Annotated in this window: 19 protein-coding genes and 1 tRNA gene; 9 read left to right on the top strand and 11 right to left on the bottom strand. The window is 74.3% G+C overall.

The genetic code is table 11. The features are described from left to right. The first annotated feature begins 36 nt into the window (after positions 1–36). Entirely contained in the window at positions 37–993 is a 957-nt protein-coding gene (locus IR158_RS16305; RefSeq protein WP_291814681.1) for an aldo/keto reductase, read from the top strand. A 48-nt stretch (positions 994–1,041) separates the two neighbouring features. Here the strand turns inward: IR158_RS16305 and IR158_RS16300 are convergent, their stop codons facing one another. Then, the gene (locus IR158_RS16300) at positions 1,042–1,341 is read right to left on the bottom strand and encodes a primosomal protein (protein ID WP_291814679.1); all 300 of its coding nucleotides are present in this window, start codon (positions 1,339–1,341) and stop codon (positions 1,042–1,044) included. Between the two features lie 102 nt (positions 1,342–1,443). Here IR158_RS16300 and IR158_RS16295 point away from each other — a divergent pair, with 102 nt between their 5' ends. Next, positions 1,444–1,692, top strand: coding sequence for a DUF5703 family protein (locus IR158_RS16295; protein ID WP_291814677.1), 249 nt, complete (start codon positions 1,444–1,446; stop codon positions 1,690–1,692). Between the two features lie 52 nt (positions 1,693–1,744). Here IR158_RS16295 and IR158_RS16290 read toward each other — a convergent pair whose 3' ends face one another. From IR158_RS16290 to ald, 4 genes are all read right to left on the bottom strand, one after another. Beyond that, positions 1,745–3,073, bottom strand: coding sequence for a M20/M25/M40 family metallo-hydrolase (locus tag IR158_RS16290; protein WP_291814675.1), 1,329 nt, complete (start codon positions 3,071–3,073; stop codon positions 1,745–1,747). Further along, complete coding sequence (locus IR158_RS16285) at positions 3,070–5,157, bottom strand: M3 family metallopeptidase (protein ID WP_291814673.1); 2,088 nt, start codon at positions 5,155–5,157, stop codon at positions 3,070–3,072. Before IR158_RS16285 ends, IR158_RS16290 begins: the two co-directional genes overlap by 4 nt. A 67-nt stretch (positions 5,158–5,224) precedes the next feature. Further along, the gene (locus tag IR158_RS16280; RefSeq protein ID WP_291814671.1) at positions 5,225–6,157 is read right to left on the bottom strand and encodes an aminoglycoside phosphotransferase family protein; all 933 of its coding nucleotides are present in this window, start codon (positions 6,155–6,157) and stop codon (positions 5,225–5,227) included. Between the two features lie 56 nt (positions 6,158–6,213). Continuing rightward, complete coding sequence (gene ald / locus IR158_RS16275; RefSeq protein WP_291814669.1) at positions 6,214–7,332, bottom strand: alanine dehydrogenase; 1,119 nt, start codon at positions 7,330–7,332, stop codon at positions 6,214–6,216. A 103-nt stretch (positions 7,333–7,435) separates the two neighbouring features. On the opposite strand from ald, the gene IR158_RS16270 reads away from it, so the two are divergent. The 3 genes from IR158_RS16270 to IR158_RS16260 all read left to right on the top strand — a co-directional run bounded on the left by IR158_RS16270 (position 7,436) and on the right by IR158_RS16260 (position 9,895). After that, on the top strand, positions 7,436–8,245 hold the full coding sequence (locus IR158_RS16270) for a fructosamine kinase family protein (RefSeq protein WP_291814667.1): 810 nt from the start codon (positions 7,436–7,438) through the stop codon (positions 8,243–8,245). A 189-nt stretch (positions 8,246–8,434) separates the two neighbouring features. Next, positions 8,435–9,079, top strand: coding sequence for an alpha/beta fold hydrolase (locus IR158_RS16265; protein WP_291814665.1), 645 nt, complete (start codon positions 8,435–8,437; stop codon positions 9,077–9,079). Between the two features lie 51 nt (positions 9,080–9,130). After that, positions 9,131–9,895, top strand: coding sequence for a metallophosphoesterase family protein (locus tag IR158_RS16260; protein ID WP_291814664.1), 765 nt, complete (start codon positions 9,131–9,133; stop codon positions 9,893–9,895). Positions 9,896–9,910: 15 nt separating this feature from the next. On the opposite strand, the gene IR158_RS16255 is transcribed toward IR158_RS16260, so the two are convergent. Next, on the bottom strand, positions 9,911–10,717 hold the full coding sequence (locus tag IR158_RS16255) for an alpha/beta fold hydrolase (protein WP_291814662.1): 807 nt from the start codon (positions 10,715–10,717) through the stop codon (positions 9,911–9,913). Between the two features lie 121 nt (positions 10,718–10,838). On the opposite strand from IR158_RS16255, the gene IR158_RS16250 reads away from it, so the two are divergent. Both IR158_RS16250 and IR158_RS16245 read left to right on the top strand, forming a co-directional pair. Continuing rightward, positions 10,839–11,468: a ClpP family protease gene (locus tag IR158_RS16250; protein WP_291814660.1), complete on the top strand. Its 630-nt coding sequence runs from the start codon at positions 10,839–10,841 to the stop codon at positions 11,466–11,468. After that, positions 11,465–12,058: a ClpP family protease gene (locus IR158_RS16245; RefSeq protein WP_291814658.1), complete on the top strand. Its 594-nt coding sequence runs from the start codon at positions 11,465–11,467 to the stop codon at positions 12,056–12,058. Before IR158_RS16250 ends, IR158_RS16245 begins: the two co-directional genes overlap by 4 nt. A gap of 16 nt (positions 12,059–12,074) precedes the next feature. On the opposite strand, the gene IR158_RS16240 is transcribed toward IR158_RS16245, so the two are convergent. From IR158_RS16240 to IR158_RS16220, 5 genes are all read right to left on the bottom strand, one after another. After that, positions 12,075–12,446: a helix-turn-helix transcriptional regulator gene (locus IR158_RS16240; RefSeq protein ID WP_291814656.1), complete on the bottom strand. Its 372-nt coding sequence runs from the start codon at positions 12,444–12,446 to the stop codon at positions 12,075–12,077. Positions 12,447–12,591: 145 nt separating this feature from the next. Further along, complete coding sequence (gene dinB / locus IR158_RS16235) at positions 12,592–13,848, bottom strand: DNA polymerase IV (RefSeq protein WP_291814655.1); 1,257 nt, start codon at positions 13,846–13,848, stop codon at positions 12,592–12,594. Between the two features lie 195 nt (positions 13,849–14,043). Then, complete coding sequence (locus IR158_RS16230; protein WP_291814652.1) at positions 14,044–15,324, bottom strand: cellulose binding domain-containing protein; 1,281 nt, start codon at positions 15,322–15,324, stop codon at positions 14,044–14,046. Positions 15,325–15,485: 161 nt separating this feature from the next. After that, the gene (locus tag IR158_RS16225) at positions 15,486–16,430 is read right to left on the bottom strand and encodes a PaaX family transcriptional regulator C-terminal domain-containing protein (RefSeq protein ID WP_291814650.1); all 945 of its coding nucleotides are present in this window, start codon (positions 16,428–16,430) and stop codon (positions 15,486–15,488) included. A 46-nt stretch (positions 16,431–16,476) separates the two neighbouring features. After that, positions 16,477–17,712 carry an AI-2E family transporter gene (locus IR158_RS16220; RefSeq protein WP_291814648.1) on the bottom strand — a complete coding sequence of 412 codons (1,236 nt, stop codon included), beginning with the start codon at positions 17,710–17,712 and terminating at the stop codon, positions 16,477–16,479. A 176-nt stretch (positions 17,713–17,888) separates the two neighbouring features. Here IR158_RS16220 and IR158_RS16215 point away from each other — a divergent pair. Both IR158_RS16215 and IR158_RS16210 read left to right on the top strand, forming a co-directional pair. Continuing rightward, positions 17,889–17,971: transfer RNA gene (locus IR158_RS16215), tRNA-Leu, on the top strand. Positions 17,972–18,167: 196 nt separating this feature from the next. Next, a complete protein-coding gene (locus tag IR158_RS16210) occupies positions 18,168–19,640 on the top strand; it encodes a DUF3375 domain-containing protein (protein ID WP_291814646.1) in 1,473 nt (490 codons plus the stop codon). Positions 19,641–19,655: the final 15 nt, after the last annotated feature.

The following is a 19,655-nucleotide window of genomic DNA, read 5'->3' as shown; positions in this document are numbered from 1 at the left end:
CCGGACGTGCGCCCGGCGCGGCTAGGGTGACGCCTCATGGAGCACCGCCGTCTGGGCCGCACCGGCCTGCGCGTCTCGTCGCTGGGTCTGGGCACGTTGACGTGGAGCCGCGACACCGACGACCACGAGGCCGCCGAGCAGCTGCGCGACTTCGTCGAGGCGGGCGGCACGCTCGTCGACACCTCGGCCGCGTACGCCGACGGCGGCGCGGAGTCGCTCCTGGGCACCCTGCTCGGTGAGGTCGTCGACCGCGAGGACGTCGTCATCTGCACCAAGGCGGGCGTGCGCCGCACGGCGGAGGGCGGGATGGTCGATGCCTCGCGCGGCGCCCTGCTCGACAGCCTCGACGCGTCGCTGCGCCGCCTGCGCACCGACCGCGTCGACCTGTGGCTCGCGACGCCCGACCCGCGCACGCCGCTGGAGGAGACCGTCTCGGCGCTGCGCCACGCCGTGCAGGTCGGCAAGGCCCGCTACGTGGGCCTGTCGAACCACGCCGGGTGGCAGGTCGCTCGCGCCGCCACGCTCCTCGAGCCCGACCCCGGTCTGGCGGCCGTCGAGGCGGAGTACTCGCTCCTGCAGCGCGGGGTCGAACGCGAGGTGCTGCCGGCGTGCGCCGCGCTGGGTGCCGGGCTGCTCGCGTGGTCGCCGCTGGGACGCGGCGTGCTGACGGGCAAGTACCGCCGCACGATCCCGTCGGACTCACGCGCGGCCTCCGCGCACCTCGCGGGGTTCGTGCAGCCGTACCTCACGGCCGACGCGGCCGGGGTCGTGGACGCGGTCGTCATGGCGGCGTCAGGGCTGGATCGCACGCCGCTGGAGGTCGCCCTCGCGTGGGTGACGTCCCGGCCGGGGGTGGCCGGCGCGATCGTCGGGGCCCGCACGGCTGCGCAGCTGCGCGGTGCGCTGACCGTGCACGACCTGCGCCTGCCGCCCGAGATCGTCGTGGTGCTCGACGAGCTCACGGCACCGAGCGCGGGCTACCCGGAGCGCTAGGGCGCTCGTCGGCCTCGACCCGGACTGGCCGGGGGCAGGGACGCGACCTCAGACGCGGTCGACGACCTCGATGTCGTCGTCGTCGTCCTCGTCGTCGTCGTCGTCCTCGTCGTCGTCGTCCTCGTCGTCGTGCTCGTCGTCGTCCTCGTCCTCACCGAGGTAGAACGGGGTCGCCTCGCCGTGGACAGTGCCCAGTGCGTCGTCGTACACCTCGAACGCGTCGGCCAGGACGTCGTACGCGTCGTCCACGGCGGGGTCGTCCTCACCGTTCTTACCCACGACTGCGGCGTAGTGCGCCTCGAGGGCGGCGACCAGTCGGTCGAGGGCAGCGCGCGGGTCCACGGTCATGCGATGAACCGTAGCGCCGCCCGGGGCACAATGGCACCGCAGCGGCGCCGACAGGCGCTCCTGACGCGACGTCAGGACCCGACCGACGGGACGAGGTGGGCGATGACGGACAGTCCGGCACGCGAGCGGCGCAGCGAGTGGGACGCGCACGGCGGCCAGTGGGAGTACCGCGTGCTGCGGATCCCCGCGACGACGTCCGGCGGGGACGCGCGGCGCATGCTCACCGACGAGGCCGAGTACGGCCGCTGGGAGCTCGCCCGGCTGCGCCTCTACGCCGGCGGCGAGAGGCGGGTGTGGCTCCGACGCAAGATCATCCGGGTCCGCTCCACGCTCGCGGACACCTCCGTCTGACGCCCACCCCCGCCTCCCGGCCACCTCGTCGTGCGGGCGACCCTCGCGCTGGTCAGCAGGTCGCGAGCAGGCGGTCGAGGACCCGTGTGCCGAAGCGCAGCGCGTCGACCGGGACACGCTCGTCCACGCCGTGGAACATGCCGGCAAAGTCCAGGTCCGACGGCAGGCGCAACGGCGCGAACCCGTACCCCGTGATGCCGAGCAGCGACAGCGACTTGTTGTCCGTCCCGCCGGAGAGCATGTAGGGCAGGACGTGCGCCCCGGGGTCCTCCGCCACGACGGCCGCCACCATCGCGTCGACGAGCGCGCCCTCGGACGGCGCCTCCAGGCCGGTGTCCCGCACGAGGTCCTCGACGCGCACGTGCGGACCCGCGAGGCGTGCGACCGTCGCGTCGAACTCGGCGGACAGGCCGGGCAGGAAGCGCCCGTCGACCGCGGCGGTGGCGGAGCCGGGGATGACGTTCTCCTTGTAACCCGCCGCGAGGCGGGTCGGGTTCGTCGAGTGCCGCAGCGTGGCGCCGACGAACCGTGACGCCGGCCCCAGCGCATCGACCAGCGCGTCCACCGCGTCGGGGTCCTCGGGGTCGAACGGCAGGCCGGTGAGGTCGGCCACGCCCGTGAGCAGCGCGCGGACCGTCGGGGTGAGCTGCAGCGGCCACGCGTGCTCACCGATGCGGGCGACGGCCGCGGCCAGGTGGGTCACGGCGTTGTCCGTGTTGACCTGGCTGCCGTGCCCGGCCCGCCCCTCGGCGACGAGCCGGAGCCACGCGAGCCCCTTCTCCGCGGTCTGCAGGAGGTAGACGCGCTGCCCGGCGACGTCGACCGAGAACCCGCCGACCTCGCTGATCGCTTCGGTCGCCCCGGCGAAGAGCTCGGGTCGGTGCTCCACGGCCCAGTGGGCCCCGAACCGGCCGCCCGCCTCCTCGTCGGCGAACATCGCGAGGACGACGTCCCGCGCCGGGCGGCGGCCCTCCCGGACCATCTGCCGCACGACCGCGAGCACCATCGCGTCCATGTCCTTCATGTCGACGGCGCCGCGACCCCACACGAGCCCGTCGCGCACCTCGGCTGCGAAGGGGTCGACCGACCAGTCCGGCGCGTGCGCGGGGACGACGTCGAGGTGCCCGTGCACGACGAGCGCGGGACGCGAGGGGTCGGCACCCTCGAGGCGGACGACGACGTTGGCGCGGCCCGGTGCGCTCTCGAACAGCTCGGGCTCCAGCCCGACGTCCTGCAGCAGGCCGACGACGTACTCGGCGGCCTCCCGCTCCCCCGGCCCCGTGCCGTCGCCGGGGTTGGTGGTGTCGATGCGGATCAGGTCGCGGCAGAGGTCGACGACCTCGTCCTGCGCGGTCGGGGGCCGCGTGCCGGCCGCGGTCACTGCGCCGCCGCCAGTCCGCGCCGCGCCAGCAGCGGCTCGATGTGCGGGTCGCGCCCCCGCAGGTCGCGGAACGCCTGCAGCGGGTCGATCGACCCGCCACGGCCCAGCAGCCGCGTCCGGAACGCGTCACCGTTCCCGCGCCGCAGCCCACCGTTCTCGGCGAACCACTCGACCGTGTCGGCGTCGAGCACCTCGGACCAGATGTACGCGTAGTACCCCGCGGAGTAGCCGGACCCGAAGATGTGGTTGAAGTACGTCGTGCGGTACCGCGGCGGCACCGTGCGCAGGTCGACGCCCGCGTCGCGCAGCGCCCGGGCCTCGAACTCCTCGACCTCCTCGGGGGCCGTCGGCACGGCCTCGGGCGCCAGCCGGTACCAGGCCTGGTCGAGCAGCGCCGCCGCGAGGTACTCGGTCGTGGCGAACCCCTCACCGTCCTGACGCCCGGCGAGCATGGTCCGCACCCACTCCTGCGGCATCGGCTCACCGGTCTCGTGGTGCACGGCGAACGACTGCAGGACCTCGGTGTCCCACGCCCACATCTCGTTGACCTGCGACGGGTACTCCACGAAGTCCCGCGGCACGCTGGTGCCCGACTGCGACGGGTACCGCACGGCCGACAGCAGGCCGTGCAGCGCGTGCCCGAACTCGTGGAACATCGTGATGACCTCGTCCCAGGTGAGCAGCGTCGGCTGCCCGGGCGGCGGCTTGGGGACGTTGAGGTTGTTGACGACGACCGGCGCCTCCCCCAGCAGGGTCGACTGGTCGACGAGCGAGTTCATCCAGGCCCCGCCGCGCTTGGCGGGCCGCGTCCACCAGTCCCCCAGGAAGAGGCCGAGGCCCGTGCCGTCGGCGTCGAACACCTCGAACACGCGCACGTCGGGGTGGTACCCGACGAGGTCGTGGCGCTCCGCGAACGTCAGCCCGTACAGCGCGTTCGCGGCGCGGAACACCCCGTCCGCGAGGACGCGCTCGAGCTCGAGGTAGGGGCGCAGCTCCGCCTCGTCGAGCGCACGGCGCTCCTGCCGGACGCGTCCCGCGTAATAGGCCCAGTCCCACGGCTCGAGCGAGGCACCCGGGTGGTCGGCCTGCAGGGCCCGCTCGAGGTCGGCGGCCTCGGCGCGGGCGTTGGCCACGGCCGCGGGCGCCAGGCGCACGAGCATCTCCTCGACGGCCTGCGCGGAGCCGGCCGTCGCGTCCGCGGCCACGTAGGCCGCGTGGTGCTCGAAGCCGAGCAGGCGGGCACGCTCCGCACGCAGGCGCACGAGCCCCAGCAGGGTGCTGCGCGTGTCGTTCTCGTCGCCGGTCGCGCCGCGGCCGAGCGACGCGGTCATGACGCGCTCGCGCAGCCCGCGGTCGCGCAGCAGCGACAGGACCGACTGCTGCGTGGGCAGCTGCAGCTCGATCAGCCACGCACCCTCGTCGCCGCGTGCGGCCGCGGCCTGCGCCGCGGCGTCGCGGGCGTCGTCCGGCAGGCCGTCCAGCTCCGCCTCGTCGGTCACGAGGACCGCCGCGGCGTTGGCCCCCGCGAGCAGCAGGCGCCCGAAGGCCGCGTCGAGCGACGTGATCTCCGCGTTGATCGCCCGCAGCCGCTGCTGGTCCGCCTCGTCCAGGCCGACGCCGGAACGCGTGAACCGCGTGCGGGTGCGGTGCAGCAGCCAGGCCGTGTCGGGTGCGAGCTGCACGCCGTCCGCCTCGATGCGGGCGGCGAGCGCCTCGACCCGTGCGTGCAGCCGCGCGTCGAGCCAGATGGCGTCGGAGTGCGCCGCGAGCAGGGGTGCGACCTCCTCCTCGACGGCCTGCAGGCCGGGCGTCGACTCGGCGCCCGCCTGGACGTAGAACGCGGACGCGACGCGGTGCAGGAGCCGACCGGAACGCTCGAGCGCCTCGAGCGTGTTCGCCACGGTCGGCTCGCTCGGGTCGGTCGCGATCGCCTCGACCTCGGCGCGCTCCTCGGCCATGCCGGCGAGCAGCGCGGGCAGGTAGTGCTCCTCACGCAGCTCGCGGAAGTCCGGCAGCCCGTAGGGCAGGTCGGACGCACGGGCGAAGGGGTTGGCGGCGTCGAGCGGGAGCACGTCGGAGGTCATGGGTCCCATCGTCACATCCCGGAGGACCCGGCCCGCGCGTCGGCCCGCCGTGGCACACCCCTGGCCGTCAGGTCACGTCGCTCGCGGCCGCGGCGAGCATCCGGGCGAGTGCCGCCGAGCCCGCCCGCAGACCACCGAGACCGTCGGCCACCTTCTTCGCGACGCCGAGCCGCTCGCCGTCCGCGACGTGCCCCAGGCTGCCCAGGACCGTGCCCGCGGCGAGGCAGACCTGCTCGGACGCCGTCAGCGGCCGGCCGTACCCGCCCAGGAAGGCCCCGGCCAGGTCACGGCGACTCGGCCAGGTCGTCGCGAACAGCCATCCGAGGTCCTCGACGACGAACCCGGCCGTCGCCTCCTCGAAGTCGATGAGCGCCGTGCGCCCGGCCGCCGCGTCCCAGAGCCAGTTGCGCGGCTGGAAGTCGCCGTGGACGTAGCCGAGCTCGCCGTCGCGCGACGCGTCGAGGAACGAGCGTTCCGCGAGCGCGACCGCACCGACCTCGTCGGGAGACAGGAGTGCCCGGCACACCGCCAGGTCGTCCTGCGCCCGGGACACCAGGAACGACGCCCGCTCGGCGCGCACCCGCTCGGCCGCGTCCTGGTCGTCGCACCGGACGAGCCCGTGGACGGCCCGCAGGGCCGCACCCGCCTGCGCGTGGATCGTCTGCTCGGTGTGCGCCGGCGGCGGCGGGTCGAGCGTCCGCACGACGTCGCCGTCGAGCGCAGCGGTCAGGAGCACGCGCAGCGCGCTGTCGGCATCGAGCAGGGTCTGGGTGGGGACGGACGTGCGCGGGAGCATCTCGGTGAGCGCCGAGCGCTCGCGGTGGAACGACTCCTCGTTCGGGCTGACCTTCAGGTAGGCGCCCGAGCCGCGCACCTGCAGCCGCCAGACCTGCGAGCCGGCCCTGGGCCAGGACGCGGCGGCGACGACGTGCCACGGACCGTGCCGCGCGTCCAGCCAGCGGGCCACCTGCGCGGGGACCGTCACATCGGCACGGCGCACCGGGGAACCTCCGTCTCTCGTCATGGACCAGGTGCCCCGGGCACGGGGGGGATCCGTCAGCCGTGCGCGAGCGCGTCGGCCACCGGGGTCCACGCCCGCCCGTGCGCCTGTGCGACGGCTTCGTTGAGCAGCCGGCCGCCGTGCGTCGTCAGACCGCCCGCGAGCGCAGGGTCGTCCGACGCCGCCGCACGCCAGCCGCGGTCCGCGAGCTCGGCGAGGTACGGCAGCGTGGCACTGGTCAGCGCCTGGGTCGAGGTCACCGGTACGGCGCCGGGCATGTTGGCGACGCAGTAGAAGAGCGAGCCGTGCACGCGGAAGGTCGGGTCGTCGTGCGTGGTGGGGCGGGTGCCCTCGAAGCAGCCCCCCTGGTCGACGGCGACGTCGACCAGGACGGACCCGTGCCGCATGCGGGAGACCAGCTCGTCGCCCACGAGGCGTGGCGCTCGCGCACCGGGCAGCAGGACCGCCCCGATCACGAGGTCGGCGTCGAGCAGCTCGTGCTCGATCGTCCACGTCGACGACGCGAGGGCGCGCACGCGTCCGCCGAACAGGTCGTCGATCTCGCGCAGGCGTGGCAGCGACAGGTCGAGCACCGTGACGTCGGCGCGCATGCCGACGGCGATCTGGGCGGCGTGCCTGCCGACGACCCCGGCGCCGAGCACGACGACCTTGGCCCCGTCGACACCGGGGACGCCGCCGAGCAGCACCCCGCGACCGCCGGGGCCCCGCATGAGGTGGTAGGCGCCGACCTGGGTGGCCAGCCGGCCGGCGACCTCGCTCATGGGCGCCAGCAGCGGCAGCGACCCGTCGGGGAGCTGCACGGTCTCGTAGGCGATGGCGGTGGTCCCGGAGGCGAGCAGGGCGTCGGTCGCGGCGGGATCGGCGGCGAGGTGCAGGTACGTGAACAGCGTGAGGTCGTCGCGCAGGTACCCGTGCTCGGTCGGCTCGGGTTCCTTGACCTTGCACACGAGGGACGCCGACCAGGCGTCGGCCGCGCTGGGGACGATGCGTGCTCCGGCGGCCGCGTAGTCGGCGTCGTCGATCGCCGACCCGGCGCCGGCGCCCGCCTCGACGAGGACCTCGTGGCCCGCCGCGACCAGGTGCTGCGCGCCCGCCGGGGTCAGGGCGACGCGGTGCTCACCGCTCTTGGTCTCGCGCGGGATGCCGACCTGCATGGTGGTGCTCCTGTCGGAAGGCGAGGGCGGTGGTGGGCCCCCGGTGCGGCGTACGTGTGCTTCGACCGTATGACGCGGGGCGGCTCTTCGGTAGCGTGCGGCCATGCCTGCGAGCCGTCCGGGGCCGGGTCCGACGGGCGGGACGCCGGTGCACCGCAAGTCGCGTCCCGGCGCGCCGCCGGGGTTCTTCGCGTGCGAGGCCGCCGGGCTGCGGTGGCTCGCCGCCGCGGGCGGGGCTCGCGTGGTCGACGTGATCGACGTCGCGCACGACCACCTCGATCTGGTGCGGCTGCGGCAGGTGCCGCCCGACCGGGAGGCGGCGCGCGCGTTCGGCGTCGCGCTGGCGCGCACGCACGACGCGGGCGCCGACGCGTTCGGCGTCCCGCCCGACGGGTGGCCGGGCGACGGCTGGTTCGGCCCGCTCGACGCGCCGCTGCCGATGCGCGCGGGCCGGTACGCCACCTGGGGTCCGTTCCTCGCCGACTGCCGCGTCTCCCCCGTCGCCGCCGCCCTGCGCGACGCAGGGCTGACGACCCGCGACGACGACGCGGCGTTCGACCGGCTCGTCGCGCTGCTGCACGACGGACGGTGGGACGACGGCGACGCCCCGTCGCGGCTGCACGGTGACCTGTGGCAGGGCAACGTGGTGTGGACCGCCCAGGGGGCGACGCTCATCGACCCCGCGGCGCACGGCGGGCACCGTGAGACGGACCTGGCGATGCTCGCGCTGTTCGGGCTGCCGCACCTGGACGACGTGCTCGGCGCCTACCAGGAGGTGCACCCGCTGCGGCGCGGCTGGCGGCACCGGGTCGGGCTGCACCAGCTGTACCCGGTCGCGGTGCACGCCCTGCTGTTCGGTGGCGGCTACGTCGAGCAGACCCGACGCCTGCTGCACGCCGCCGCCCCGCCCTGAGCGGCGCCGGGGCACGGCCGCGCGGGCACAGGGTTTGTGAGGGCTTGGTGAGGGTCCGCCTCCTCCACGCCTGTTCCCAGGTGCGCGAGTTAACCTCTCGCCGCGCTCGAGGACGGCGCGCACGCTGCCGACATCACCGGGCACGCGACACCGCAGAGGAGGCCGACCATCACCAGGCCCATCGTGCTCGTGCACGGCACCCGGACCTCGTCCGAGATCTGGCACGCGCAGGTGGCCGCGCTGCGTCACGGTGGCCACCCGACGTTCGCGATCGACCTGCCCGGGCACGGCACCCGCAGCGACGAGCGCTTCACGCTCGACGGCGCACTCGCAGCCATCGACGAGGCCGTCCAGGCGTGCCCCGCGCCGCCGCTGCTCGTGGGCCTCTCGCTCGGCGGGTACGTGTCGCTGGCCTACGCCAGCCGGCACGAGGACCGCCTCGCGGGCGTCGTGCTGGCGGGCTGCTCGACCGAGATCAAGGGCAAGCCGCTGCACCTGTACCGGCGCGCGTCGACGCGGGTGACGCGGTGGCTGGGACGCGGGCAGGGGACGTGGCACGTCGTCACCGACATGCTGAGCGCGCTCGCGGGCTACTCCCCGCTGCGGGACCTGAGTCGGCTGCTGCTGCCGGTCTGGGTGGTCAACGGCCGGCGGGACCCGCTGCGTCTGGACGAGCGGCGCTACCTGCGTGCGCTGCCGGGTGCGCGTCTCACCGTCGTGCCGCGTGCGGGGCACGACGTGAACTCGCACGCGCCGGCCGCGTTCAACCGTGTCCTGCTCGACGCCCTGCACGAGCTCGCCGCGCACACGCACGTCGGCCCCCGCACGGCCTGACGCGGCCGGTCCTCGCCCCGTACGCTCGCCGACGACGGAAGGAGCGGCGGCGTGGAACGCATCGCGGTGCTGTCGGACGTGCACGGCAACATGACGGCGTTCGACGCCGTGCTGCGGGACATCGACGCCCGGGGCATCGGCACGGTCCTCAACCTGGGCGACGTGGTCGGCAAAGGTCCCCGCGGCTCGGCTGCCGTCGCCCGCAGCCGCGAGCGCTGCGCCGTCACGGTCCGCGGCAACTGGGACGACTTCCTGCCCGACCCGGCCACGGTGCGCGACGAGGCGCTGACCTGGTGGTACGAGGAGCTGACCGCCGACGACCACGCGTGGTTGAGGTCGCTGCCCCTCGTGCACCACGTCGAGCTCAGCGGCCGGCGCATCCGCCTGTTCCACGCGTCGGCGCGCAGCGTGCACGTGCGCGTGCACTTCCACCACACCGTCGAGGAGTTCGACGGCATGTTCGCCACGACGGAGCTGACCGGCGACGGTCCCGCCCCGACGGCGGTCGGGTACGGCGACGTGCACGACGCGTACGTCGAGACCTTTCAGGCACGCACGCTGTTCAACGTCGGCAGCGTCGGCAACCCGCTCGACGAGCCGACCGCGTCGTACGTCGTGCTGGAGGGCGAACCGGGTGCCGGCACCGCGGCGCCGTTCTCGCTCCAGATCGTCCGCGTGCCGTACGACATCGAGGCGGAGATCGCCGTCGCCCGCGACCTGCGGATGCCGCAGCTCGAGGCGTACGCGATCGAGCTGCGCACCGCCGTGTACCGCGGCCTACACGCGGAGCGGGGGCTGAGCACGCCCGACGCGTGACGCGCGGTCGCGCCGTCAGCTCTCGGCGGTCCCCAGGAACGTGCGCAGCACCGAGACGAACGCCTCGGGCTGCTCCGAGTGCACCCAGTGGCCGGCCCCCTTGAGGGTCACGAGCGTCGTGCGGGGGAACAGCCGACGCATCGCCGGTGCGTGCTCGGGCCGCACGTAGTCGGACCGGTCACCCGCGACCCAGAGCACCGGGCCGTCGGACGTGGCGTCACCCACGTCGGGGAAGCCGCCGATGACGGGCAGGTCGCGCCGCAGCAGGTCGAGGTTGGCCTGCCACCGGAACCCGTCGCCGTCGGCGCGCAGGTTCTGCAGCAGGAAGCCGCGCACCCGTGCGTCGTGCACGCGCTCGGCCAGGCGGTCGTCGGCGTCGGCCCGGCGGGTCAGCGTCGTCAGGTCGATCGCCGCGAGGCTGTCGAGGAGGTGCGCGAACTCCCCCAGCGACCCGCCCGACGCGGGTGCGATGTCCGCGACGACGAGCCGGTCGACGACCTCGGGGTGGCGCAGCGCGAGGAGCATCGCGACCTTGCCGCCCATCGAGTGCCCGACGACGTGGACCGGACCGTCGGCGGCGAACCCGGCCCGCAGGTGCTGCGCCACCAGGTCGGCGGTCGCGGCGTAGTCGAACCCGTCGGTCCACGCCGACCTGCCGTGGTTCGGCAGGTCCAGCAGCAGCGACCGGTACTCGGGCACGAGCGCCTTGGCGATCTGCGTGAAGTTGCGGCCCTGCCCGAACAGGCCGTGCAGGAAGACGACCGGTGCACCGGCCTCGCCCACGGTCGTGCCGCTCAGGGTGCTGGACGCGCTGCTGCTCACGGGCACCGAGCCTAGGTCGTGGGGCGGCCGGACACGCACCGGTGCCCTGCGCTGCCGACGGCGGATCCGCCCTGGGCAGCGCGGCCCGCCCGTCGTGCCGCCGTGGCCGCAGGGTGGGTGCATGAGCACGCAGACACCCACCCGGCCCTACGACGACGACCTGCTGGCCCGGCTCGCGCACGAGCGCATCGTGGTGCTGAGCACCGCGCTCGACGAGGACACCGGCCAGCGCCTGGCGGCGCAGCTCTTCCTGCTGTCCGCGGAGGACGCGCACACCGACGTGACGCTGTGGATCAGCTCGCCCGGCGGGTCGGTGCCCGCGATGCTGGCGGTCCACGACGTCATGCGGCTGATCCCGAACGACGTGCGGACCGTCGCGGTCGGCATGGCGGCGAGCGCGGGTCAGTTCCTGCTGTCGGCCGGCACGCCCGGCAAGCGCTTCGCGATGCCGCACGCGCGCGTCCTGCTGCACCAGGGCTCGGCCGGCATCGGCGGGACCGCGGTCGACGTCGAGCTGCAGGCCGACGACCTGCGGCACACACGGGACACCGTGCTGGGGCTGATCGCGCAGCACACCGGCCAGAGCGTCGAGCGCGTGCGGGAGGACTCGCTGCGGGACCGGTGGTTCACGGCGCAGGAGGCCCTGGCGTACGGGTTCGTCGACGCGGTCGTGCGCGACATGGCGGACGTGCGCCCGGCGGACCCCCGGCGCGGGGTCGTCGGCATCGGGATCCACGCGGTGCAGGCATGAGCGGCTACCTGGTCCCCAACGTCGTCGAGCGCAGAGGCAACGTCGAGCGGACGGTGGACGTGTTCAGCCGGCTGCTGTCCGAGCGGATCGTCTACCTGGGCACGCCGATCGACGACGGGGTGGCGAACGTGATGGTCGCGCAGCTGCTGCACCTCGAGTCGGAGAACCCGGACCTGCCGATCCAGCTGTACGTGAACTCCCCCGGCGGCTCCACGTCCGCGATGCTCGCGGTGTACGACGCGATGCAGTACGTGCGTCCCGACGTCGAGACGACGTGCGTCGGGCAGGCGGCCTCGGACGCGGCGGTGCTCCTCGCGGGCGGCGCCGCGGGGCGGCGGTCGATCCTCGCGCACGGCCGGGTGGTCCTGCACCAGCCGTCGACGCGCGGCCAGGGCACGATCCCTGACCTCATCCTCGCGGCGGACGAGGTGGTCCGGGTCCGCGCCCAGCTCGAGGAGGTCCTGGCGCGGCACACGGGCAAGACGGTCGAGACCCTGCGGCACGACACGGACCGCGACCTCGTCCTCACGGCCCAGGAGGCGGTCGCCTACGGCATCGCGGACCACGTGGTCTCGGCCCGGCCGCGGTGACGTCGGCCGGGTCGCCTCAGGCCGCGAGCAGCGTGGTCGCGCGTGACGGCGGCGCGGGCAGGGCGGTCCGTGACGCAACGCTGCGTGACGTCAGGGAGACGACGGTGCGCGTCGGCACGGGCGCCGCGAGCACGTCCACGATGCCCTGGGCGAGGTCCACCAGCGTCAGGTCGAGGGCAGCAGTGATCGCCGCGAGCACCTCCGACGACGGCTCCTTGCGACCACGCTCGACCTCGGAGAGGTACTGGGCGGACAGCCGTGCGCGCGCGGCGACGTCGACGAGCCGCAGCCCGCGCGCCTCACGGGCGGTGCGCAGGAGGGCGCCGATCGTGCGTCGCCACGCGGACGGGTGACGGACCGGGGCTGACCGGCGGGCGTCGGGCTCCATATGCCGAACGTAGCGACCTCCCGGCGCCCGGCGTCACCCCCATCCGCTGAGGGCAGAACGGTGGACGGTCACGTCGCCGACCGTGCGGGCGCGACCGTGCAGGCTCGACCGGACGGGCTCGGCGGGACCCGGGCTCGCGAACAACTCACAGCTCGTGCTCCGCGAGCTCGCGGAACTCGTCGGGCACGGTCCGCAGCCGGGGCATCGCGGTCGGCAGGTAGCCGATCGCGCCGTTGCCGAACCGCGCGCGGACGGCGTCGACCGACCGGTCCACCGCCCAGCGCGCGGCCCCGGGCGCCGACCCCGGCCGTCGCGGGTCGTCGACCAGCAGGGGCAGCTCGAGCTGCAGCGCGGACTGCGGGACGAGCCCGGACACCGAGACGGCGAGCAGGGTCACCTCCGGCTCGGGCTGCGCCTGCTCGCGGATCGCCTGCCAGACGAGCTGCTCGGCCACCTCGGCGAGCGTCAGGGTCGTCGCGACCGGGCCCGGCAGCGTGAGCGACCGTGTGACCGACCGCATGCCGGGGAACCGCACGCGCACCGTCACCGTCCGTCCGGCGCGGTCCTTGGCGCGCAGCCGCCCTGCGACACGGTCCGCGAGGTGGCTGAGCACCTCGCGCACCAGCTCCGGGGTGACCCCCTGACGTCCCAGCGCGGACTGCGCGCCGACCGACCGCGCGTGCCCCGCGCCGGAGACCTGCCGCGGGTCCTCGTTGTGCGACAGCGCCGACATCCGCGCGCCGACCGCCCGGCCGAGGATGTGCTCGACCGCCCCGGACGGCGTGCGCGCCAGCTCGCCGATCGTCGTGATGCCGCGCTCGGCGAGCCGGGCGCGGGCCACGGGACCCACGCCCCACATCAGCCCGACCGGCAGCGGTTCGAGGAACTCGCGCTCCCGGTCCGGCTCCACGACGACCAGGCCGTCGGGCTTGGCGACCTGCGAGGCGATCTTCGCGAGGTGCTTGGTGCGGGCCACACCCACCGAGATGGGCAGCCCCACCTCGTCCCGCACCCGCTGCCGCAGCAGCGCACCGATCTGCGCCGGCGTCCCGAACAGGTGCGTGGACCCCGACACGTCGAGGAACGCCTCGTCGATGGAGATCCGCTCCACGACGGGCGTGACGTCGCCCAGGACGTCCATGACACGGTCCGCAAGCGGTTGGTACTCGCGGAACCGCCCGGCGACGAACTGCAGCGACGGGCACAGCCGCGCGGCGCGCCAGCCCGGCATGCCGCCGGCGACGCCGTAGGCCTTCGCCTCGTACGACGCCGCCAGCACGACGCCACCGCGGGCGCTGCCCCCGACCGCGATGGGCCGGCCGCGCAGTCGCGGGTCCAGCATCTGCTCGACCGACGCGTAGAACGCGTCCAGGTCGGCGTGCAGGATCGTCGCGCCCGTCATCGCACCAGCGTACTCGAACACCTGTTCGATCATCTAGCGTGCCGGTGCGCGCACGACGCGGTGGGCCACCCCCGTGACCCACCGCGTCACCCCGGGTCCGACACGGGCGGCCACCCCTGGCGCACCGTGCCCCCCGCCGGCGCGACGCGGCGTGCGCCCCCTGGGCCCACCGCGTCGCGCCAGGGCGCGTGGCCGTCAGGCCGCCTCGCACGTGACGGTGGCGCCCGACCCGTTACCGGTGCCCTGGAAGCCGAAGGCGGTGCTCTGACCCGCCCCGAGCCGGCCGTTCCAGTCGGCGTTCGTCACCGTGACGGCACCGCTGCTCGCACTGCCGCGCACACCGTTCCACGTGTGGGCCACCCCGGCACCGCCGGGCAGCTCCAACCGCACGACCCAGCCGTTGAGGGAGGCGCCCGCGGTGACGGTCACGTCGGCGACGAAGCCCTCGCCCCACTGGTTCGCGACCTTGTACGACGCGGTGCAGGCACCCGAGCCCGGGGTGGGGGTCAGGCTCGGCGTGGGCGTCACGCTCGGCGTGGGCGTCACGCTCGGCGTCGGCGTCGGCGTCGGGGTGGGAGTCGGCGTCGGGGTCGGCGTGGGCGTCGGGGTCGGCGTGGGCGTCGGGGTCGGCGTGGGCTCCGCGAGCGTCAGGTTCTTCTGCTGGACGTTCCACGCCGTGTTGCAGAGCCCGCAGTTCGGCCCGACGAACGCGCGCCCGGCCTGCGTGTCGCCTTTGAGCTGCCACCGGAACCACAGCTGCGCCGCGCGACCGAACTCGCCGCCGTTGGTCTCGTGGTAGGTCCCGCCGTGGCCGACGTCGAGGTTGCCCATGAACGCGGGCAGACCGGCCGGCAGCTTGCCCCAGTCGTCCATGGCGTTCGGGTAGGCGATGTCGCTCGGGCCACCGATGAAGTAGGCGATCGGGTGGTCGAGGCGCCGCAGCTGGTAGTCGTCCGCGTCGTTGAGCAGCCCGCTGCTGAAGATGCCGGTCGTGGTGACCCGCGGGTCGCCGGACACGGCGTAGGCCTCGACGCCTCCGCAGGAGAACCCGGCCACGCCGATCTTGGTCGTGTCGAGCCGACCACGCAGGTTGCTGATCGTGCTGGTGTTCTGGGCGACCGCCCAGTCGATGGCCTGCGTCAGCCAGGTCGAGTTGGAGCTGCCCCCACCTCCGGGCCGGCCGTTGGAGACCACGAGGAAGCCGTGCGACGCGATCTCCTTGAGGAAGTTCTGCGCCGACGTGCCGTCGGCCGAGCAGGCGCCGTTGCTCCAGACGACGATCGGCATCTTCTCCTGCGGGAGGGTCTGCGGCTGGTAGATCGTGTGGTTGGGCAGCGCGCTCGTCGTCCAGTAGTCGGCCGGGTAGGGGCCGGACCCGCCGACCCAGGCAGCGGCGGGCGTGAGGACCGCGGCGCCGACCAGGGCCCCGATGGACACCGTGGCGGCGAGCGCCGCCCTTCCGAGGGTTCGTCTCACAGGTCTACCTCCAGGTATGCGCGGTTATGACCCATACCGTTGCTGCAGTCACAACAAATGTCGAGAAGTCCCGCGGAGGAGAGCCGCACCAAATCGTTTCCGCGCGCGGGAGGGCGACGCCGCCAGGTCACGCCGGCGTCCCGGAGGGCTCGTCGCGCGGGTCAGCGCCCGCCGCGGCGCGGCGGCGCGAGCGGGTCCTCGGCCGCCACGTAGTGCGTGACCCAGTCGGCCGCCTCGGGCCATGACGGGGTCACGAGCTCGACCAGACGCTCCTGGGCCAGCGGCCCGAGCTCGGTGTGCACCTCGAGGAAGAGGTCGCGCGCCTCGGGGCGCGGCCAGTCGGCGGGCAGCAGGTCTGCGGGCAGGTCGGGGTCCATGTGCACGAACGTCCGCCACGCGTCCATCACGGTCGCCCGCGCCACCAGCGCCTGTGCCGGCCGGACCCGCCCGGCACGCACCTCCGAGCGAAGCGAGGCGTGCTCAGCGACGAACGCCCGGTACGCCACGGCCAGCCCGGCGACGTCATACGCGGCGGCGGGCCCCTGCGCCGCGTCGTCGTCGTCGAAACGCGCGCGCATGAGCGACCACCGGGCACCGGGGACGTCGACCAGCAGCCCGCGCAGCGCTTCCCGGACGGCGGAGCCGTCGGGCGCCGGACTGACCCACACGCTGTCGTACAGCCGCGCGAACCCGAGCCCGACCAGCGCCTTGCGGACGGCGTGCCGCTGCGGCTGCCGGGACTCGGGCAACGAGTACGACACGACGAGCCACTGCCCGTCCCCCTGCCGCGGCACCGCGCCGAACGACAGCAGGGCGTGCATCACCGCACGGTGGTGCACGATCACGTCCGGCCTCACGTGGTAGGTCGCCGAACGGCCGCTGCCCCGCGTCGCCAGGAGCCCTCGCCGCACGAGCCGTGCGAGCGCGGCCCGCGCGCTGCCGGGACTGATGCCGAACTCCCCCAGCGCCGCCGCCACCGCGGCCGCGGGCAGCAGGGCGTCGGACGAGTCGACGTAGTCCCCGAGGAGCGTCGCCAGCAGGTGCTGCGGGTTCGGGCCCGCCTGCGCCCGGGGCGTGTCGACGGCGCCGGGCGTGTGCCATGTCACGGCGCAAACCTAGCGAAGCGCCCGGGCGCGGACGCCGCCGTGACGACTACCGGACGAGCTCCGGTGCGCCGGACTCCTCGTCGGTCGCCTCGTCCTCGTCCTCGTCGCCGTCATCGTCATGCTCGTGGTCGTCCTCCATCGGCGGGTCGAGCGTCCGCAGCCGCGAGAAGACGGCCCAGGCGACGGCGACCAGCGGCACCGAGATCACCGCACCGAGGATGCCCGCGGTCAGCGTGCCGGCCGTGACCGCGAGCGCCACCACCACGGGATGGAGCGATACCTGCTTGCCCATGATGAGCGGCTGCAGGATGTGCCCCTCGAGCTGGCCGATGAGCGCGATGCCCACCCCGACGAACACTGCCGACCACAGCCCGTTGGCCGCGAGCGCCACGATCATCGCGACGATCATCGCGGCGGGCGCACCGATGAGCGGGATGAACGCACCGATGAGGACCAGGACCGCCAGTGGCGCGGCGAGCGGCACCCGCAGGAGCGTCAGCAGCAGGAACGCGATGATGCCGTCCGTCAGGGCGATGATCACGGTGCCGCGGGTGTAGCCGGAGAACGTGTACCAGCCCGCTTCCCCGGCCGTGATCCACGTCGGCCGGGTCCGCATCGGCAGCTGGTTGAGGAACCAGGTCCACATGGCGGCGCCGCGCGCCAGGAAGAACACGGTGCAGAAGACGGCCAGCGCAACGGCCGTGAACCCCTCGACGACCGAGCCGGCACTCGCCGCCACCTGACCTGCCAGGTCGCCTGCGTGGTCCTGGATCCACCTGACCCCGTTCTCGATCCACTCCGCGATCTGCTCGTTGGTGATCGTGAACGGCAGCGTGCCGCTCTCGAGGAAGTCGGTGATCTGCTTGATGCCGGACTCGAACTGCTTGCTCAGGTCGTTCCACTGCGTGGCGATCGAGTAGCCGACGTAGGTGAGCATCCCGAGGAAGAACAGGATGCCGCCGAGCAGGGACAGTGCGGTCGCCAGCCCACGCGGCATGACCCGCGCCAGCAGCTCGACCAGCGGGCGCAGCACGGCGGTGAAGACCAGGGCCAGGAAGACCGCGATGAACAGCAGCGTGACGCGCGAGGTCGCGTAGAACACGACGACCACCGCGGCGAGCACGACGAGCAGCCGCCACGAGACCCCGGCCGACCTCCGCAGCCACCGGGGCGCCGTGTCGTCCCGGCCGATGACGGCGGGGTTGCGCCGACCCCCGGCGACCTTACGCGCGGAGGCGCTCAGGACACCGGGCGACGACCGGGTGTCCGACACGTCGACCATGCGATGACCTCCACCCAGGGGAACCGTCAGGAGCAGTCTGCCCCCCAGGTCGGGCCGATGCCCGCCGACCCTCCGTGGGCGTGCGCGGCAGCACCTCGATGCAGGATCGGCGCCGGCCCCGTGGTATGTTCTCTGCCGCGCCGAGGGGCCGGAAACGGTTCCGCGGACGCCCACCTGTCCGGGTGGCGGAATGGCAGACGCGCTAGCTTGAGGTGCTAGTGCCCGAAAGGGCGTGGGGGTTCAAGTCCCCCTCCGGACACTCGTTGAGACAGCGACGAAGAGCCCCTGACGTGCGGAGACGCAGTCGGGGGCTTTTTCGTGGGCTCCACGTGGACGCCGGCGTGACCAGCACCACACCCCGCCTGTGGTCGCGCGGGGCCGAGGCGCCCAGGACCGACGCGCTGCCGCCCGCCGCTGACCAGCCGGAGCCCGCGCAGCACCTACGCTGTCCGGCGATGATCACTCGTGCCGAAGGGGCGTACCTGGGAGCCGTCCGGGCGTTCCAGAACCCCATGCTCGACCTGCTGCACAAGCGGCACGCGCCCCTCGTCGTCTCGCTGCTCTCGTCGGTGTTCACCGCCGAGCGGCCGGCGGTGCCCGTCGCGGACGCGCACACCGAGGTCGGTGACGCGCTCGACCAGCTGCGCGCCGCGGGACACGGCGACGACCTGCCGACGGGCTCGGCGCGTGACCTGTGCCGGCAGTGGGCCGACGCGGGCTGGCTCGTGCGCCAGGTGCTCGACGACGACGTCGAGGTGTACCGGCTGTCGGCGCACGCGGTCGGGGCGCTCGAGGTCGCCGGGCGCGCGGGCGGCGCGCGAGCGCGCGTGTCGCAGTCGCGGGTGCGGACGCTGCTGGAGGCCGTCGAGCGGCTCGCGCTCGACGCCGACCCCGACGTCATGGTGCGCATCGCACGCCTCGACACCGAGGTGAAGCGGCTGCAGGCGGAGATCGCACGGCTCGAGCGCACGGGCACCGTCGAGGAGGTCGACGAGGAGGAGCTGCTCGAGGAGGCGGAGAACGTCCTGCACCTCGTGCGGGAGCTCCCGGCGGACTTCGCGCGCGTCGCCGAGTCGATCAAGGCGATGCAGCGCGACGTCGTCACGGCGCTGCGCCAGGACCAGCGGCCGACCGGCGACGTGCTGCGCGAGTACCTGCAGCGCGGCGAGCAGGTCATGGAGTCGACCTCGGAAGGGCGCGCGTTCGCTGGCGCGCTGCGGCTCATCGGTGACCCGCAGCGGCTCGACGAGCTGTCCGAGCAGCTCGACACCGTCCTGCGGCACCGGTTCACACGGCGCCTCGGCCAGCAGCAGCGCACCGAGCTGCGCGAGATCGTGCGGCGCGTCGAGCAGGGCCTGGACCAGGTGTTCACCGCTCAGCGCGAGGCGTCGTACGTCATCACCGCGCAGGTGCGCCACCACGACCCGCTGCGCGACCGGCAGGTCGACGACCTGCTGCGCGACGTGATGACGGGGCTGCAGGCGTGGGTGCCGGGTGCGCGCCGCGGGCAGGCCGTCGAGCCGCTGCGCCGGCTGCCGGTGGCCGAGGTCGACCACCTGCGTCAGACGCCCGGCGACCTGCGACCCCCGCAGGCACCGGACGCCCTCACGGACTGGGACGACGGCACGGACGTCCCGGACGGCGACGCGCGCGCCTGGGGCGGCCCGCACTACGCGGACCTCGACGTGCACCTGGCGCTGTTCGGCGGTGACGCGCCGGAGGTGGCGGTCGCGGCGGCGTTCGCTGCGGCACCCGACGCGTTGCGGCGCCCGGTGGATCTGCTGGGGCTGCTGGAGATCGCGCACCAGCGCGGCATGACGGAGACGGACGAGATCGCGTTCGTCGACGCCGTGCGGCCGGACGGCTCACGCCGCCGGTTCGCGTTCGGCGCGGTGACGACACGGACGAGGGACGAGAGCGATGAGTGAGACGGACGTCGTGAC

This window comes from Cellulomonas sp. (assembly GCF_015234515.1).
Taxonomy (GTDB): Bacteria; Actinomycetota; Actinomycetes; order Actinomycetales; family Cellulomonadaceae; genus Cellulomonas.
This window is presented reverse-complemented; position numbering and strand designations above follow the sequence as displayed.